The following is an 18,120-nucleotide window of genomic DNA, read 5'->3' as shown; positions in this document are numbered from 1 at the left end:
CCTTATAATTGATAAAATTAAAAATTAAATTTTGATATTAGTCCCATAATTGAAGCAATTGATAAATCACTAATAAAACTAGTGTGAAGTGTATTCCAGAATATAATCGCAGCCATAGGACAAATATTAAGGTTCGCTATAATGAATCCCGCAAACGTCACACAAGTGCTACGAAAGCGTCACATGCTGTTGACGTGAACGTCACATTTAAACTAGGTAATTAGGAAATAAAATGACAAACAAACTTAAACTATCTGCTGCTGCAGTGGCTCTAACTCTTCTTGCTGGCTGTTCTTCTTACAATGCAAGCCAACCAACTTCTGGTTTGGTAGCAAACGTTGAATCTTCAGTAAAAGCTGACATCAAAGTTGGTCAAAAAATCTCTGGCGAAGCTACTGCAAACGTTCTTATGGGCCTAATCAAATGGGGTGCAGGTGATCACTTCGTTGATGGCGTAGATTACGGTACAGGTGGTGCACTATCTTTCGCAGACCCATCAGCTTCTGCTAAAGCAGCTGCAGCTTACAATGCTGTTAAAGCATCTGGCGCAGATCTAATCGTTGCTCCTCGCTACGAAATCACTACTGAAGACTACGTAGTATTCAAGAAAATCCACGTGAAAGTGACTGGTTACAAAGGTACTATCACTAGCGTGAAATAATTCTTGCTAAAAGATTTATGGAAAAGGTCCCTTTTGGGACCTTTTTTCGTTTTATTCCTTCCCTTTCGCAACGCAGCTATTGATTGCTTTTCTGTCAATACCAATTCTGACAACAATATCCCCAAATGACCTCTTAACAACTAATTTGACTAAGTTATAACTAAATCATATAGCCATGGTGTATTTGTCAATTCCATCAATAGAATTTGCGTTTATCATATCGCAGTCTTGAGTTTGGGAGATCTGCCTCTCATTTACCAAACTTAATATTTCCTATCGCTTAATCTCGCTACAAGCGATGAAGTGATAAGAATGAAACATCCAAATAACAGTCTTCAATATAATAAGGAATTACTATGTCACTTTCGGTTATCGCGGCATTAGCGATATTCATTGGCATTCTTGCGGTGATTTTTCATCAGCAAAGCAAAACCAATACACTATCTCGCTTAGTTCTTATCGGCTTAGTGTTAGGTAGTCTATTCGGTTTCGGCCTTCAATTTACGTTTGGAGAAGGTCAACCAAACACTCAACAGGTGCTCTCTTGGGTTGCCATTGCTGGCAATGGGTATGTAGGACTACTAAAAATGGTAGTAATGCCACTCGTTTTAGTGTCGATGATCTCTGCGGTTGTTCGTTTAGATAAAAACGGATCTTTAGGTAAGATTTCAACGTTAACCATTGGGGTATTGCTGTTTACGACTGCAATCGCGGCCCTTATCGGTATCTTTATCGCACAGGCATTTGGTTTAACATCAGCTGGATTAACCGAAGGGTCAAGAGAAGTCGCTCGGATGGCCGCTTTGACTACTAAGGCCTCTACCGTTGCGAATCTTACTATTCCACAAATGCTGGTAAGCTTCATCCCAACCAACCCTTTTGCTGATTTAACAGGCGCTCGTTCGACTTCTATCATTGCTGTGGTTATTTTCGGCGTATTAGTGGGCATTGCCACTCGCAAAGTAATGATTGAGAAACAAGAACTTGAAGCTCCAATTCGCTCATTTGTTGAATCAGTTCAAGCGATCGTAATGCGTTTAGTAAAAATGGTCATGGCTCTTACCCCCTACGGTATCGCAGCTCTTATGACTAAAGTAGTCGCGACTTCAAGTGCAAATGACATTCTTAAACTATTAGGCTTTATCGTCGCGTCTTATCTAGCCATTGCCATTATGTTTTTAGTACATGGTTTACTGGTTTCTTTCGTTGGTGTAAGCCCTAAAGCGTATTTCACCAAAATTTGGCCGGTACTCACTTTCGCGTTTAGTTCGCGCAGCTCAGCAGCAACAATTCCGCTTAACGTTGAAGCCCAAATAACCAAACTTAACGTTCCACCAGCAATTGCGAACTTAGCCGCATCCTTTGGCGCTACTATCGGTCAGAATGGTTGTGCTGGTATCTATCCAGCAATGTTAGCGGTTATGGTTGCGCCAACAATGGGCATCAATCCATTAGACGCTCACTTTATTATGTCGTTAGTCGCTATCGTGACGATTAGTTCTTTTGGTATTGCCGGAGTGGGTGGTGGTGCGACCTTTGCTGCATTAATTGTTCTACCAGCGATGGGGTTACCTGTCACTATTGCAGCGTTGCTTATCTCGATTGAACCACTCATCGATATGGCTCGTACCGCTCTCAATGTGTCTGGTGCAATGACAGCCGGAACGATTACAAGTCGACTACTAAAACAGGTTCATCAACCTGACGTTGTCACCCAACAGTAATTGAGATTTAAGAGGTAAGGCGTACCTACTGGTACGCCTTTTCTTTTTAGTTAGTTTGGTTGCCCCCAACTATACCCAAATGACCTCAAAATGCAGGATTCAGAGCCTCATCAACGAACATAGGTCAAGTTCAATCACGGCAGGAATGGTCATTCCCTTTCAACGTGATTGGGCGCAGAGATAGGTTTATTGATGAGCTCCCAAAGGGCGAAACCATTCTCGCAGAAACAGTATCTTGAGGTTATTTGGGTATATAAATCAGCTGAACAATAAAAAGGCCTGATTACGATAGGATTCGAAATCAGGCCTTATAAACTGCGTCAACCGCAACTCATCTATTCCATCATTAACATTGCTTTAGTACGCTGGCTTGCAACTTATTACCGAGCACACCGCCAAGCAGTAACACGATTAGGAACACCCAACCTGATAATGAAAAATTCGCAATAGGGGTAAAGAGAGCCCCCACATTACAACCGTTAGCAAAACGAGTACCAAAGCCCATCAACAAACCACCCAATGCAAACAGCGCATAATGACGAATGGTATAATTATTCTTCAACGATAAAGAGAACTTACCTAAATAGAGTACCGCGACTAACGTACCAATCATAATCGCTAAGTTTTGCACACTTACGCTGTGACTAAAGAAAGGTAGATTGAATAACGCTTCAGGGCGGTGAGTAAACGCCGCAATATTTGCAGAGCTGACACCAAAAGCCATCAACAATTTACCGAACCAGACACCAAAAGGAGTCGAAGCCCCCCAGCCAGACCCCGTAGCAACCATCATCACACCAAAGATAAGCGCAATGACGAGTGCCGAAGTACTCATTTGCCAAACATTACCAAACCAACGCAGATAGTTTTGTTGGCTCCACAGTACTGCGCTTTGCGGTTGTGTTTTACGTGATACTTGTTCACGCATCATCTCGCCATCAACTCCGTAATAAGTACCAATATCTTCACGGCGCTGTTGGTATTTCTTAGCAGCCATTACCACGATTAGGGCAAAAGCAATTGTGACAAGAACAGCAAAGAAGTAACCGTGCAAAGGTCCCCAACTAAACAGATCCGGTAAAAACACACCTTTTCCTTCATAGCTTTTAGTCGACATTACCGTTTGGCGAATCCAACCTTGAGTGGCTTGTAATGGAAAGCCGAAAAAGACGCCAGCACCAAAGAAAAACAACGTGGTTAACGCACGAGGGATATCGCCAACCATCTCAACCATAACCCCAGTTGCACAGCAGCTAGACAAGCTCATTCCAGCGCCAAACATCACCCCACCAATAAGTAGTCCCATGTTAATCGGGTTAACCCATAAGCGATAATCACCGGAATCAGCATTAAACAGTAATCCCGCATTAATGACTGCAGTGACCACAAACATAAGCATTAGCGTTTGTAATAATTGCGTTGAACCGCGACGATAAGCACGGTTAACACTACCAGCAAATCCTAACGATCCTTTCGTAAGCGCGAACCCAAGCGCAAGCCCCATCAGAAGTCGGAGAAACAGTGATGCATTATCGAGTAAAGTTGCGCCAAGTAACAACGTGATAAGCGCAATACCTGTCGCCCAACATGCTTGTGTCTTATTCATGTGATTTAACCTGTGAGATGACTAACTAAAATTCGTGTGCAGAACACAAAGGGAGCACAGGCTAACATGATCAAGATTCAATATTGACAAGTTTAAATATAACTTTTTGATCTAACTTAATAGCAAAATTCACAAATTAAGAAATCGGTTTCACACTATAAATAATGAAAATCAATAACATAGGAATTGATAGTTCAGTCACATCACATCATGTCATCAATGACAACTCAATCAGTAATCAGTGATCCATAAAAAACATCCGAACTATTTAGCAGAGGAATAAAAAGTTAACTTCTACACTTTAAACATGAGAAAACTAACGTTATTCTTTGACCGCAAATTTTACAGGGATTTGTCTATTAAGCCCAAATCACCTCAATGACACCAAATGGCGCAGCGCGTAATAAGTACTTTTACTGCTTTTCTTGTATAAAATGAGCCAGAGGAACTCCTCAATAAATGTATCAGGATAATCATAACTATTTAGTTAAATTGCAACAGCGACGATTGGTGCTGGTCATTGTTGGTTTTATCTTTGCCGTACTGATTGCCTACTCAAAGACGCAAGCCTTCACGTATGGATTGATTCGCTATGATTATGATTCTACGCTGGGTTCTGTTATTGCAATCAACGAAAACCATCGCCACAAAGATATTATTTTTATCAAATACCGATTTTCTCCCTCTTTAGATGTTAACTTAGAAGGTGAATATCAGGTGGATAGTTTTAAAGACGATTTCCCCTATCCCATCGGCAGTAAATTACCTGTCGTCTATGCCAAACACTTTCCAGAAATCAATGTGATGGAAAGCTTATATCCTGGTATGAAAAAGGCATTTTATCTGTTTATTATCAGTTTTATTCTAATGCCCGTTGATGTGATGTTTGCCATTTGGTATTCAGTAAAAATTCAAAAAATTAAAGACAACGAAGAAGATCATCTGTTTTAATGCCCTCCTCACTTAATATTCACTATTTTATCAATAGATACTGATTCACTTTTACTATCACTCGATCCATTTACTTATAATTAAAAGGACTTGTTGTCGATGAACAATCGTCAATTTAGCTCTCAAGAGCAACAGACATTACGCGACCTCATTCTGTTAAGACGTGATATTCGAGGTAACAACTTTTTACCCGATGCAATTTCCGACCAACAAATTAATGAACTCATCACAGCGGCGGCACTCGGTCCTTCAGTGGGCTACTCACAACCTTGGGAATTTGTCGTCATCAAAGACAATGATATAAAACAGCAAGTTCATCAAAGTTTTGCCACCGAAACAAAAATCGCTGCTGATAAGTTTTCCACGGAAAAACAAGCGCTTTATCATCAGTTAAAGTTAGAAGGTATTCTTGAAGCACCGATAAATATCGCCGTCTTTTATAAAAAGCCTAACGAGCCGATTCTTGGGCAAAATTCGATGGCGGAAGCTGGTGAATACAGTGTGGTTTGTGCCATTCAAAATATGTGGCTAATGGCTCGTTCAATGAACCTTGGCCTGGGTTGGGTTAGCATCATCAATCCAGAAACCGTCAAAACTATTGTCAATGCTCCCCAAAACCGCAAGTTAGTTGCCTATCTTTGCCTTGGTTATGTAAAGGAATTTCATTCTGTCCCAGAACTAGAAACCTTAAAATGGGAATCTCGCAAACCGATCGAATCCTTTACCTTTTCACAAAGCTACCCTACTGATTAAACCATCACATTTGGGCTGCCTAGACCGGACAGTCCAAATGGTATGTTCTTTTACTTCCTCCCTAATAAAACATGATGTGAACAAATACGAACAGGGATACTTATAATTATTCATAATATTATGTTTTTATTAATATTTTAAAACATAAGCTCTCTCTCAAAAAACCGATTCATCCCTAAGTATGATGGTAACCATATTGATGTTGAGTCCCTACTAACATCAATTTTACCTCGCGTTCTGCGTACACTTAAAATAAAACCAACCAGTGTTGTCGCTTATTGCAATTATCTAGATTTGGACGAACCAGTCCAACAGCACTGTTATGGAGGCCCCTATGGATAACATCATTATTTCCCCAAGCAAATACATTCAAGGACCGAACTCTATCGAGTCTTTGGGTAAATACATCAAACCAATGGGGAGCAATGCGTTAGTTCTCGCCGACAGTTTTGTGACTGGTTTACTAGGCAAGAAAGTTGATCAAAGTTTCTCTAACGCTGGTCTAAACATGCACATGGCTTTGTTTAATGGGGAATGCAGCCGTCCTGAAATTGAACGCCTTGTTGCTTTAGCAAAAGAAAAGAATATTGACGTTATCGTTGGCGTTGGTGGTGGTAAAACACTGGATACGGCAAAAGCAGTGGCTTTTTATAATGAGTGTCCAGTATCTATCATGCCAACACTGGCTTCTACTGACGCACCAACCAGTGCCCTTTCAGTCATTTATACTCCTGAAGGGGAGTTTTCTGAATACTTGGTTTACCCTAAAAACCCAGACATGGTTGTGCTTGATACACAAATTATTGCCAATGCTCCAACTCGATTACTTGTTGCAGGTATGGGTGACGCGATGTCTACTTACTTTGAAGCACGCGCCAATACCCGTTCTGGCAAACAAACAATGGCAGGCGGTGCTCAAACTCTTGCCGCCCAAGCTTTGGCAAAACTGTGTTATGAAACATTGCTTGCTGATGGCTACAAAGCAAAATTGGCAAGTGATAATAACCTCTCAAGCAAAGCCTTAGAGAATATCATTGAAGCCAACACACTATTGTCGGGTATCGGCTTTGAAAGTTCAGGCCTTGCGGGTGCTCATGCTATCCATAATGGTATGACTAAATTGGAAGAATGCCACCACATGTATCACGGTGAAAAAGTGGCATTTGGTACACTTGCGCAACTGGTGTTAGAAAACGCACCACTGGAAGAAATTAATACCGTACTTGATTTCTGCCGTTCTGTTGGCTTACCAACCAACCTCTTTGATTTGGGTGTTAAAACGATTGATATCGATAAGTTACGTGAAGTTGCGGCAGCATCAAGCGTACCAGATGAAACGATTCACAATATGCCATTCGAAGTGACAACGGATGCCGTATTATCAGCAATTTTGACAGCCCATGAGTTAGGTTGTCAGAAATAAAATAACCATGATATTGGACAGTCCAATTTGGACTGTCCTGCTTATCTTCTAGCGAAAACACACCTCAGCCCAACGCGCTAATCCTGCCGTTACTGAACCAAAATCATTACCACTCACCAAAGGAATACCAGGTAATATTTCCTCAACAGCCTGACGTAAAATAGGAGATTTAGCTGACCCGCCCGTCATATAAACCACATCCGGTTTACGACCGCCTTGTGCCAACGCATCTTGAACCAAGCGCATCATTTTAGTTTTTGGGGATTCAATCGCTTCCATCATGTCGTTTCTATTGATATCAACGTCTACGGCATGAGATAAGAAATCCAATGTTGAAGTAAATACATCTTGTTTGGAGAGCCCTATTTTAGCTTCTTCGGCTCGGCGCACGACGCCATGACCTAGAATTTCTTGATGCAATTCAATTAGACGGGCCAATTTGGCGGGATCTTTAGCGTCCTTATGTAGCTGTTTAAGTGCTTTAAAGTTTTCTTTGGTATAAAAATCCGTTTGTGCAGGTAAATCGTTAATCGCCACAGGATTCCAAAATTGGGTAATCGGCATCTCTAGCCCTGATACCATCTTAGAACCAAAACCAAAGGCAGGCATCAACTGGCGAAATGCAACGTGAATATCGAGATCGTTACCCCCGACTCGCTCACCAGAGTGGGCGATTAAAGAATCGCTACGATCATTTTTTCCAGCCCAGTTTGGCCCCATTTGTAATAAAGAACAGTCAGTCGTACCTCCGCCAATATCGACAACAAGCACCAATTTATCTTCGGTTAACGATGCTTCATATTCCAGCCCCGCTGCGACAGGTTCAAATTGAAACTCAACATTCTTAAAGCCAGCTCGCGTTGCGGCGCGTAACAATATCGCTTCAGCTTGTTGGTCTGAATCATTACCACCTCGACCTTGGAAGTGGATAGGGCGACCGATAACGGTCTCGTCGATTGACTGTCCAAGCTGGTTTTCACCTTGAGATTTGATGTTTACCATCATGGCACATACCAGATCCTCAAAGAATTGCACCTGAATGTCGCGTAATCCCATACTGCCCAAAAATGATTTGGGCGATTTCACGTAATAAGTAAACTGCGGGTCTTGAAGATAATGATCGAGCGCGGCCTGACCAAAGTTAATGTCGCGACGATCAAGCTCTATTCCTTCGTCTTGGTTGAAAGCAATTGCACGGCGCAACAAGCTTTCACCAACTTGATCGATAGGTTTTATATTGCAAAAGCGAAATAGGTGTTCGGTCACCGATTCACGCGTAGGTGCAGAGACCGTCGACGGAATATAAATATTGTCCCCTTCTACCGCTATAGGAGTTGGTTGTCCATCAAGCATATGCGCGATGGAACAGTTAGAGGTGCCATAATCAAATCCGATATACATAAAACTCCCAAGCGTTGAAGAGAAAAAGGTTGCACAAAATACAGCAATTACTGGTTGAACTCCAGCTAGAATCGTTATTTTAGGGCGTGACAAATCATAGAATTGAGAGTAAACCGAGTCCAAACTGCCGCTGTCGATTTGATAATGGATGCGGACTGTCCAGCTTAGACTGTCCAATTTAGTCAGCCATATTTATTGATAATGCAGCTTGGTAATGCCAACCTCACTGCGCATGTCCATTAGCTTTGTACCCTTGAATTATTGTGTCTGAATACCAATTTATTAAGCAGGGTTGGGTTACACAAGACATCCAATTGTTTCGGAGGGTTACTGCTGGTTATCACGGTCTACCGCTTATAAAGTTTGAACTTTGTCCCATTTTTGTAGACCAATTAATAAAGCGATCCACAAGCGATTACAGAGGTAATGATATGGATACCAATACAAAACAGATGATTGATGATTTGTTTCAGCGCCTGCAACAAGCTGAAAAACAAAACAGTAACCGCGATCGTGAAGCTGAATCATTGATCGAAAAACATGTTGTGGCTCAACCTTCAGCGCCCTATTACATGGCGCAAACCATGATCATGCAAGAAGCCACCATGAAGCAATTACATGCTCAGGTAGAAACACTTCAACGCCAGTTGCAACAAGCGCAGCAACAACAATCTGGCGGTTTTTTCTCAAACCTATTTGGTGGAAATAAACAGCAGCCCCGTAACCAGTGGCAACAAGGTCAACAGCGTGCTCCTTTTGGTCAACCCAACAATGGTTACGGTCAAGGTCCACAGAGTGGATACAACAACTACGCACCGAATGGGGGTGGCTATAACCGTGGTAGCAGCTTCTTAGGTGGTGCCTTACAAACGGCAGCGGGTGTTGCTGGTGGTGTAGTTTTAGGTAATCTAATGATGGATATGTTTAGCCATCATCAACCAGAAGAGATTGTAAACATCATCAATGAAAATCCAGACATGGGTAACATGGATGGTGGATTTGGCGACAACATGAATGATGCTGACTTCATGAATAGTGGCTTCGACAATAGTGGCTTTGATAATGGCGGCTTTGATAACAGCTCCATGGATAACGGTTTCGGTACGGGAGGATTTGCCGACACTGGTTTTGACCCAAGCAATAACGATAACCTATTTGGCGGAGATAACTTCGGTGGGGGTGATGACCCATTCTCTGGTGGCTTTGGCGGCGGTTTCGATGGTGGTGGCTTTGACGACTTTGATGATATTAGCTAATCACTCATCTCTCTAACCTTCGAGGGCAGAATAATCTGCCCTTTTTATTTTTGCTTGGTGACGTTTTACTGCACCTAAATCGCTATCCACTCAATTTCTGTGATTCATCATCACTTTCTATGGCGTTTTTTCAACTTTTATTAGTCAAATTAAAAAATAATTGAGACAGCTCAACTTTTGTTTAAAAGATTCTATTCGCTAACAACGGTTAAGAGTATGGTGATCATGTCTATCCAAATAACGTTTTGATTGTCGAACTGCCTACACCATTGCAATAGATACATCGATGCTATGTGTCAAAAAATGTATCACTGAAAAACGGACTACAGAAAATCGCATCAAAAATTATTGGATTCACCTCGATTCACTCATATTCAAACGGACGTTATCATCATGAATAACCAACCTTTAACTGTGTTTGCAGCAGGCAGCTTAAAAGCCGTCTTAAGTGAGATCATTATTCAGTTTGAAGCACAATTTGATTCGTCCGTACGTTGCCATTTTGGTCCCGCTGGTTTACTGGCACGCAAAATTCAGCGTGGTTCAAAAGTCGATCTCTTTGCCTCTGCCAATGAGTCTCATCCAGACTTACTGGTTCGCCAGCAGTTACTCGCGCCAGGGAAAGTATTCGCCACTAATCAGTTATGTATTATTACCAGACCAGAACTTCACGTTACCCAAGACAATTTACTCTCACGTTTGATCGATCCAAATATCGTATTATCGACATCAAAACCCGGTAGCGACCCTGGTGGTGACTACGCGCAAATGTTTTTCGATCGTGTAGAACAATTGCACCATGGGCTGGGAGAGATGATGCGCAATAAAGCGCAACATTTACTTGGTGGCCATATTCCTGCATTTAGCACGACCCAACCGGCAAGTGTCCCCACTGCCGCTCGACTGATATTAGATAGAAGAAGTGATATTCATGTGGGATACGCGAGCAACATTCCTCTTATGAAAAGCATCCCTGGATTACATACGATGCTAATACCAGATCTTTATCAAATTACCGCTCACTATAAATTTGCCTTAGGAAAACAAGTCACTCCAGAACTCTCAGCTTTGGCAGATTCTTTAACGTCTAAAACGGGTAAAAATATTCTGAGTCATTATGGCTTTGGTATTCCTCAGCCAGTAAAAATGTCGGCTTGATTAGCAATTGGTTACAATATATCCAGAAAAAAAAGTACGTTATATTGAGTGAACTCACAATTTACTATTAGCAAAAACTCAGCTGACATGAGTATGTATATACTAGCTCTCAATTAAGAGATTTTTGCAGGTGAATTATGTACTACTACCTTTCGGCGATCCGACAGTATGTGAATTTTCGAGGCCGGGAGCGACGTAAAGCGTTTTGGCACTTTTACCTTATCAATATCATCATTGGTTTTATTTTTGCCGCACTCGACGGTTTATTCGGCACCATCAACGCTATAGAAGGCTCAGGCACCATTAGTGCAATATATGGCGCCTTTATTTTCCTACCATCGCTCGCACTTTTTGTCAGACGCATCCATGACACAGGCCGTTCTGGGTGGTGGGCACTGCTACTGTTCATTCCAATCATTGGATTTTTATCAGCTCTGTATTTTTCGATTGCCGATGGTCACCCCTACGAAAACGAGTATGGGCCTAGCCCCAAACACCTAAGTTTTGGTCGCTAATGAACATTTAGTTACTCATAAACAAAAGAGCGGAAAACCGCTCTTTCAACTGACATAGTAATCTTCAATCTACGCGCTTATTTGAGTAGCAAATCGCCTTCAATGGGTAAAAAGCGTGTGGCTGCAGTTTGTAGCGAATAGGCAGTGAGGGGAGGAACACCATACACCTCTGTCGCGCAGCCATGATCTTGAAATATCTTATCGAGTAGAATACTAAAATCACCATCGCCCGAAACCAACACCAATGTATCCGCGTGTTTAGCGCAGTCAATGGCATCAAGCGTAATGCCCACATCCCAATCGCCTTTTGCTGTTCCATCGGCTCGCTGGATGAACGGCTTAGTTTTCACTTCAAAACCTATCGCACGTAAAATATTTTGAAATTGACGTTGCTTTTCGTCACCACGATCAATAGCGTAAGCAATGGCTGAGACCACTTCGCGGTTATTGGTTACCTGACGCCAAAATTCGTTGTAATCAAAATTGCACTGATAGGCTTGGCGAGTCGTGTAATACACATTTTGTACATCAACCAAAATGGCAACTTTTTCCATAATATTCTTATCTCTAGCCAAAACGCTCATCCTAACATAATTAAGCTCGTATTTTTGCCGTAATGCCAACCAGGGATAATTAGGTCAGTCCGAATCCAACACATTTTGATTTTGTTGGGTCAGTTGAGTGGATAGCATTTTTAAAAATGCGGTAGGACCTTTGCCTAAATGTCGACCAACCCTCGAAACAATATGTGTTTGAGTGCTATTTAATCTCGCGTTTTTTACCGGCAAGATATTAAACTGATCACGCCATTCAGGTTGACATTGTACGATAAACGCAGGAATCAAGGTGACGCCACCATGAGCAGCATAACGATGTAAAGCCGTTAGACTGTTACTGATCACATTCGGGGTCAGAGTGATATTAGTGTCATTCTCAACATCAGCAATGATTTGCCGAATCCCGTGAGCAGTATCAGGCAGAGCGATGGGATAGCGTTTAAGCACACTCATTTTCAGTGGTAACGATTCATCGTTAATTGGGTGCGATTTATCAACCACAGCACATAATGGATGGGAACAATGCAAATGGCTACGCAGTTTAGGATGTGATGGCGGATTAAAAACCAGCCCCAAATGAGCGTCGTCTTCGGTGACTTTTCTAATCACTTCGTTACCATTATGCACAGATAACTGGATATTCATCCCCGGATACTGTTGAGAAAACCGGTTCATCACTTCCGTCACCAAATCAATGTAGCCTTCACCAATGGCTAACTCCACTTTACCAGACTGCAATCCTCGCAGAGATTTCAAGTTATCTAACAATAACTCTTGTTGCTGCAAATAACCTTTGTAGTAAAGTAGTACCTCCTCCCCTGCCTCCGTGGGTTTAATTCCACGTCGATGACGTTCAATCAGCACGGTATCTAGCTCTTGCTCCAAATGACTAATCTGCCGACTTACCGCAGAGGGGGCAACATTCAAATAATCCGCCGCCGCCCGAACCGAGCCGTGCTTAGTCGCTTCATAAAAGAACTTAATTCGATTTTCTTGTAAATAACTCATCAATCCATCCTTGGCAGCTGTGTTGCCTTGAACGCAACAAAGTTACAAATTTCGATTATTGTCCACAACAGAGGGGCTGTCTATACTCGCCAGACTGGTAATGCTCTATCTCCAGATAGTTACTTAGCATTACCCTCTGTGATCGCATTCGATGCATAGATGCTGCCAGCAAATGGAATTTTGCTTAATTTATACGTTAAAACAGAATATTACATAATACTTCCAAGACTCGCGACGGATTAAATACCGGCCACACTCACTCTCATTCAAAAGGATTCGATATGAAAATAGGTGTTATAGGATTAGGTAATATGGGCTCTGGCATGGCCGCTACCCTTGCCAAAAAAGAATTCACGGTTTTCGGTTATGATTTGTCAGCTCAAGCGCTCCAAGCCATATCTGAGCATGGTGTGACGCCCATTTCTCAACTGAGCGATCTCATTCCACAGTGTGATGTTGTCATTCTATCGTTACCCAAAGCAGAACATGTGCAAAAAGTCTGTTTAGACGAACAAGGCTTGCTAGCTCATGCTCATTCAGGACTGATCGTCATCGATACGACAACCTCTGAAGCACAAACTAGCCGCGATGTCGCCGCTCAGTTAGCCATTAAAGGCGTTGAATTTATTGATGCTCCAGTTTCTGGAGGACCAGCAGGGGCAGCATCCGGGACCATGAGTATGGTGATCGGTGGTTCAGAAACAACTTACACCAAAGTACTTCCCGTATTACAAGCAATGAGTACCACTCAAGTGCACATTGGCGATGTTGGGGCGGGTAATATTGCAAAAATTGCTAACAATCTACTGTGCGCCGCACACCTTATCACCACATCAGAAGTCGTTAATCTTGCGGCCAAAGCAGGCGTTAGCCCAGAAAAAGTGTTAGCCGGTATCAATGCGGGGTCAGGTCGAAGCGGAGTCAGCCAAGTCAATTTTCCTAAATGGATCCTTAATCAAAGCTATGATTCGGGTTTTACCATGGGCCTGATGCGTAAAGACGTTGGTCTCGCACAAAAACTGGCCGAGCAATATAACCTCTCTCTCAACCTGACAGGTAAAGCCATTGAAATGTGGCAAGCCAGTGATTCAGAGCTGACTGACAGCCAGGATTTTAATGAAATAGCCAAATTTATTGATAACGATCTTTACTAAGGGGAATACAACATGGAACAGTTAACCCAAGCAATGCAAACCATTTTAGGGACAGGCACCATCGGAAGCTGGGTCAATGGCAGCATCATTCACGGATCTGGTGAAACAATCAATTTGTATCATGCTGAAGATGAATCGTTATTAACGGCATATCAAGACGCAGATGCCTCTATCGCAGCAACTATCGATGAAGCAGCGAAGGTTGCCCAACAGCAATGGTGGGCCCTCACCGCGAAAGAGCGTGGCCGTATTCTTTACCAAGTTGGTGCAGAGATTCGTCATCATGCCGATACTCTCGGTTTCGTTGAATGCATTAATGCCAATAAACCGCTCAATAATGCCAAAGCTGAAGTCATTATTGTTGCTGAGATGTTTGAATATTATGCCGGCTGGGCTGACAAGCTTCATGGGGAGGTCATCCCTGTTCCAACGTCACATTTGAACTATGTGAAATATGAGGCCATGGGAACGATCTTGCAATTTACCCCATGGAATGCACCAATCTTTACAGCGGGTTGGCAGGTAGCGCCTGCTCTAGCTGCAGGAAATGCTGTGATTCTCAAGCCCTCTGAGCTAACACCGATTACATCGTTAATGCTAGGCGCATTAATTGAAAAAGCAGGTGCTCCTAAAGGGCTTGTCAGTGTGGTTTCAGGGTACGGACATACCGTAGGACAAACATTAATTGCCAACAATGACATTCGTAAAATCTGCTTTGTAGGCTCACCCAATACCGGTGCGCACATTTCTATGGCGGCCGCTAAACGTTGCATTCCTTGTGTATTAGAACTTGGTGGAAAATCCGCCAATATTGTCTTCGACGACGCTAATCTGGATTCAGCGATGAAAGGCGCAATGGCCGCCATATTCGGTGGTTCGGGACAAAGCTGTGTGTCTGGCTCACGCCTATTAGTACAAGACACCATTTTCGATAAATTTGTTGCAGCTGTTGCCAGTGCTGCTCAGCAAATTCGTGTCGGAGCACCGTTAGAATCAGGATGTGATATCGGGCCAATCCAAAACCGTAAGCAATACGATCATATTTGTCGTCTGCTCGACATTGGGACAAAAGAAGGCGCAACAATTGCACAAAACGTTCAGCCAATTGCTGAGCGTAAAGGATTATTTATTAACCCAACCGTGTTGATAGGCGATAACCAAATGACGGTTGCTCAACAAGAAATTTTCGGTCCAGTTGTGGTCGCTATTCCCTTTAAAGACGAAGCGGACGCTATCGCTATCGCCAATGACAGTGAATTTGGTTTAGCCGGAGCAGTCTGGACTAACGACGTCGCCCGCGCCCATCGCGTCGCGGATCAGGTCAAAGCGGGGACATTTTGGATTAACAGCTACAAAACCATCCACGTGAGCTCTCCATTTGGTGGTTATCGTAATAGCGGCCATGGCCGTTCATCAGGATTAGAAGTACTTCGCGAATACAGTGAAGTAAAAAGTGTGTGGGTCGAAACCGCACCTCAGCCAGCCTTTAGTTTTAACTACGGAACAGTAGAAGGATAAGTTATGACCATTCCCCACTCATTACTCGACGAAGTCAAATCATGGCGCAGAGATTTTCACCGTCATCCAGAACTAGGGTTCGAGGAGCATCGTACCTCAGACCGCGTCGCTCAGTTATTATCAGAGTTTGGACTCGATGTTCATCGTGGTTTGGGTGGTACCGGTGTTGTTGGCACTTTACGTAATGGTGAAGGCCCAACGATTGGATTGCGTGCAGATATGGACGCCCTTCCCTTCACAGAGTTAGGCGATATTGCCCACAAATCCTGCCACTCTGGGGCGATGCATGCGTGCGGACATGATGGCCACACGGCAATATTATTAGGCGCGGCAAAAGTGTTATCCCAAACGAAATCATTTTCAGGGACAGTCCACTTTGTTTTTCAACCTGCAGAAGAAAATTTAGGTGGTGCCCTTAAGATGGTGGATGAAGGATTGTTTACCTTATTTCCAATGGATGCCATCTATGGCTTACATAACTGGCCGGGACGTCCTGTCGGTGAGGTAGCAATTAATGAGCGCGCTATGATGGCCTCGCTGGATACTTTTAAGATCACTTTAACTGGGAAAAGCTGTCATGCTGCGATTCCCAATGATGGTTATGATCCGATCGTTGCATCCGCTGAGCTCGTAACAGCATTGCAAACCATTGTGGCAAGACGCCTGTCACCTTTGGAATCTGCCGTGGTCAGTGTCACTAAAATACAGGGAGGAGAAGCCATCAACATTATCCCTGAAAAAGTGGTATTAGAAGGCACCTACCGTTGCCTCGACAACACGGTACGTCAAAAAGTGAAAACCTTGATTGGCGAGATAGCAGAACAAGTACCGACTGCTCACCGTGTTAGCTCAACTATTGAGTTTTTTGATGGCTACTCGGTTACCACGAATCACCCAAAACAAGCAGAGCAGATACGTGCTGCGGCCATCGATGCATTCGGCGCTGAGCGTGTCGCCTGGAATATTGCACCAAGCATGGCTTCGGAAGATTTTTCTTACATGTTGGAGCATTGTCCGGGGGCCTATTGCTGGCTTGGAGCAGATGGTTCTGATTCTGCTGTTCCTCTACACAATGCCTATTATGACTTTAATGATGAGCTACTTGAAACAGGGATTCTACTATGGAAAAACCTGATTGAACGCCTGCTCAAATAAACACCTATTTTTTAGTCATGTTTTTTTATACCGCCTGCTTTGGCGGTATTTTTTTACAAAAACACCCAATTAACAACATTTCTCATATAAAACGCTTATAACTACTCATATCAGTATGCCACCAAATGCGCATTTCTAACTGGTGTTGAATATCTGTCGCAATAATCATTCAATATTCGACGCAGATCACTTGGCATTACCACCGATTTTTATCACCTTATTTATTCCCGTAAAATGTTACAAATTTAATATAAACAATCACTTAATTAGATAACCAAACAGAAATAGCATTTTAATTAATTGAAATAAAAGGAATTTCAGTGTTGCCTTTTTGGTAACGATAAAGCAATTCTAATAGAACACTAACTATGCTGTAATAAAATCTCACAAAGGACTGTCACAGAATTATTGTTTACTCAAGGAGAGTAATGATGAATAACCATTATTCAATCAGAGCACTTTTAGATTGGCGCTTACACGTCATCGTGTTAGCTGCTACGGTTTTATCTGAACTTATTGGCATTAAAAGTATTCCTTTAGGCTCAGCAAAGTTACTATTTTTACCTCTTTTCTACTCTTTTTTACTCTGCTTGGTATTTAACCCTAATATCACTCGTTTCTCGGGTAAGTTAATCACTAAAAAACAAGCATCCATTGCAACATCGATTATCGGAATTGGTATTCTGCCGTTTATTGCTAAATTCGGCACATTAATCGGGCCAGCATTACCAAAAATTCTTGATTCAGGCGTTGCCATGATTCTGCAAGAAGCGGGGAATCTCGCAACCATGTTAATCGCTATGCCTGTAGCCGTGTTGCTATTTAAAATGGGCCGTGAATCTATTGGCGCAACATACTCCATTGCTCGCGAACCTAACATTGCGGTTATTTCAGATCGCTTCGGCTTGAAAAGTAGTGAAGGTGTTGGCGTGATGGGCGTGTACGTAATGGGCACTATGTTTGGCACCATCTATTTTGCACTTCTCTCTGGCTTTTTAGCGACAACGCATTGGTTTGATCCCCGCGCTCTTGCTATGGCCTGTGGCGTAGGCAGTGGTAGCATGACTGCCGCCTGTTCTGGCACCTTAGCAGCGGCCTACCCAACAATGAAAAACGATATTCTTGCCTTTGCGGGTGCAAGTAATTTACTGACTAACGCAACTGGGCTTTATGTGGCCATCTTCATCGCTCTACCATTCTCTGAATGGTATTACAAAAAATTAAGTGCTTTCAAAGCCAGTAAGACCGCCGTTAATAATGCTGTAGAAAGTGGAGAATAA

The 18,120-nt window shown here is 42.7% G+C and carries 16 protein-coding genes; 12 read left to right on the top strand and 4 right to left on the bottom strand.

The window, feature by feature from the left end:
* Positions 1–232 precede the first annotated feature (232 nt).
* Both F9817_RS14595 and F9817_RS14590 read left to right on the top strand, forming a co-directional pair.
* Complete coding sequence (locus F9817_RS14595) at positions 233–661, top strand: hypothetical protein (RefSeq protein WP_161156809.1); 429 nt, start codon at positions 233–235, stop codon at positions 659–661.
* Between the two features lie 356 nt (positions 662–1,017).
* Complete coding sequence (locus F9817_RS14590) at positions 1,018–2,385, top strand: L-cystine transporter (protein ID WP_161156807.1); 1,368 nt, start codon at positions 1,018–1,020, stop codon at positions 2,383–2,385.
* Between the two features lie 346 nt (positions 2,386–2,731).
* On the opposite strand, the gene F9817_RS14585 is transcribed toward F9817_RS14590, so the two are convergent.
* A complete protein-coding gene (locus F9817_RS14585; protein WP_161156805.1) occupies positions 2,732–3,991 on the bottom strand; it encodes a YeeE/YedE family protein in 1,260 nt (419 codons plus the stop codon).
* Positions 3,992–4,450: 459 nt separating this feature from the next.
* On the opposite strand from F9817_RS14585, the gene F9817_RS14580 reads away from it, so the two are divergent.
* The 3 genes from F9817_RS14580 (at position 4,451) to F9817_RS14570 (ending at position 7,118) form a co-directional block, all read left to right on the top strand.
* Complete coding sequence (locus F9817_RS14580) at positions 4,451–4,942, top strand: hypothetical protein (RefSeq protein ID WP_161156803.1); 492 nt, start codon at positions 4,451–4,453, stop codon at positions 4,940–4,942.
* Between the two features lie 99 nt (positions 4,943–5,041).
* Complete coding sequence (gene bluB, locus F9817_RS14575) at positions 5,042–5,695, top strand: 5,6-dimethylbenzimidazole synthase (RefSeq protein ID WP_161156801.1); 654 nt, start codon at positions 5,042–5,044, stop codon at positions 5,693–5,695.
* Positions 5,696–6,029: 334 nt separating this feature from the next.
* Complete coding sequence (locus tag F9817_RS14570) at positions 6,030–7,118, top strand: glycerol dehydrogenase (protein ID WP_161156799.1); 1,089 nt, start codon at positions 6,030–6,032, stop codon at positions 7,116–7,118.
* A gap of 48 nt (positions 7,119–7,166) precedes the next feature.
* On the opposite strand, the gene yegD is transcribed toward F9817_RS14570, so the two are convergent.
* The gene (yegD, locus tag F9817_RS14565) at positions 7,167–8,519 is read right to left on the bottom strand and encodes a molecular chaperone (protein WP_161156797.1); all 1,353 of its coding nucleotides are present in this window, start codon (positions 8,517–8,519) and stop codon (positions 7,167–7,169) included.
* Between the two features lie 431 nt (positions 8,520–8,950).
* Between yegD and F9817_RS14560 the strand changes: the two genes are divergently transcribed.
* The 3 genes from F9817_RS14560 (at position 8,951) to F9817_RS14550 (ending at position 11,448) form a co-directional block, all read left to right on the top strand.
* Complete coding sequence (locus tag F9817_RS14560) at positions 8,951–9,775, top strand: DUF2076 domain-containing protein (protein WP_161156795.1); 825 nt, start codon at positions 8,951–8,953, stop codon at positions 9,773–9,775.
* 393 nt (positions 9,776–10,168) lie between these two features.
* Complete coding sequence (locus tag F9817_RS14555; RefSeq protein WP_161156793.1) at positions 10,169–10,933, top strand: substrate-binding domain-containing protein; 765 nt, start codon at positions 10,169–10,171, stop codon at positions 10,931–10,933.
* Positions 10,934–11,070: 137 nt separating this feature from the next.
* A complete protein-coding gene (locus F9817_RS14550; protein ID WP_161156791.1) occupies positions 11,071–11,448 on the top strand; it encodes a DUF805 domain-containing protein in 378 nt (125 codons plus the stop codon).
* A 77-nt stretch (positions 11,449–11,525) separates the two neighbouring features.
* Here the strand turns inward: F9817_RS14550 and F9817_RS14545 are convergent, their stop codons facing one another.
* Positions 11,526–12,002 carry a LabA-like NYN domain-containing protein gene (locus F9817_RS14545; RefSeq protein ID WP_161156820.1) on the bottom strand — a complete coding sequence of 159 codons (477 nt, stop codon included), beginning with the start codon at positions 12,000–12,002 and terminating at the stop codon, positions 11,526–11,528.
* Between the two features lie 84 nt (positions 12,003–12,086).
* The gene (locus tag F9817_RS14540; RefSeq protein ID WP_161156789.1) at positions 12,087–13,013 is read right to left on the bottom strand and encodes a LysR family transcriptional regulator; all 927 of its coding nucleotides are present in this window, start codon (positions 13,011–13,013) and stop codon (positions 12,087–12,089) included.
* Between the two features lie 206 nt (positions 13,014–13,219).
* Here F9817_RS14540 and F9817_RS24410 point away from each other — a divergent pair, with 206 nt between their 5' ends.
* The 4 genes from F9817_RS24410 (at position 13,220) to F9817_RS14520 (ending at position 18,120) form a co-directional block, all read left to right on the top strand.
* Entirely contained in the window at positions 13,220–14,167 is a 948-nt protein-coding gene (locus tag F9817_RS24410) for an NAD(P)-dependent oxidoreductase (RefSeq protein ID WP_345789735.1), read from the top strand.
* Between the two features lie 12 nt (positions 14,168–14,179).
* Complete coding sequence (locus F9817_RS14530; protein ID WP_161156785.1) at positions 14,180–15,685, top strand: aldehyde dehydrogenase family protein; 1,506 nt, start codon at positions 14,180–14,182, stop codon at positions 15,683–15,685.
* Between the two features lie 3 nt (positions 15,686–15,688).
* Positions 15,689–16,840, top strand: a complete 1,152-nt coding sequence (locus F9817_RS14525) for a M20 aminoacylase family protein (protein WP_161156783.1) — start codon at positions 15,689–15,691, stop codon at positions 16,838–16,840.
* A 428-nt stretch (positions 16,841–17,268) separates the two neighbouring features.
* Positions 17,269–18,120 (top strand): DUF3100 domain-containing protein, encoded by an 852-nt coding sequence (locus F9817_RS14520; protein ID WP_230389343.1) that lies wholly within the window; start codon positions 17,269–17,271, stop codon positions 18,118–18,120.

Origin of the sequence: Vibrio eleionomae (genome assembly GCF_009874545.1) — a bacterium.
GTDB classification, from domain to species: Bacteria; Pseudomonadota; Gammaproteobacteria; order Enterobacterales; family Vibrionaceae; genus Vibrio; species Vibrio nitrifigilis.
The sequence above is the reverse complement of the archived record's forward strand: the minus strand, read 5'-3'. Positions and strand labels throughout refer to the sequence as shown.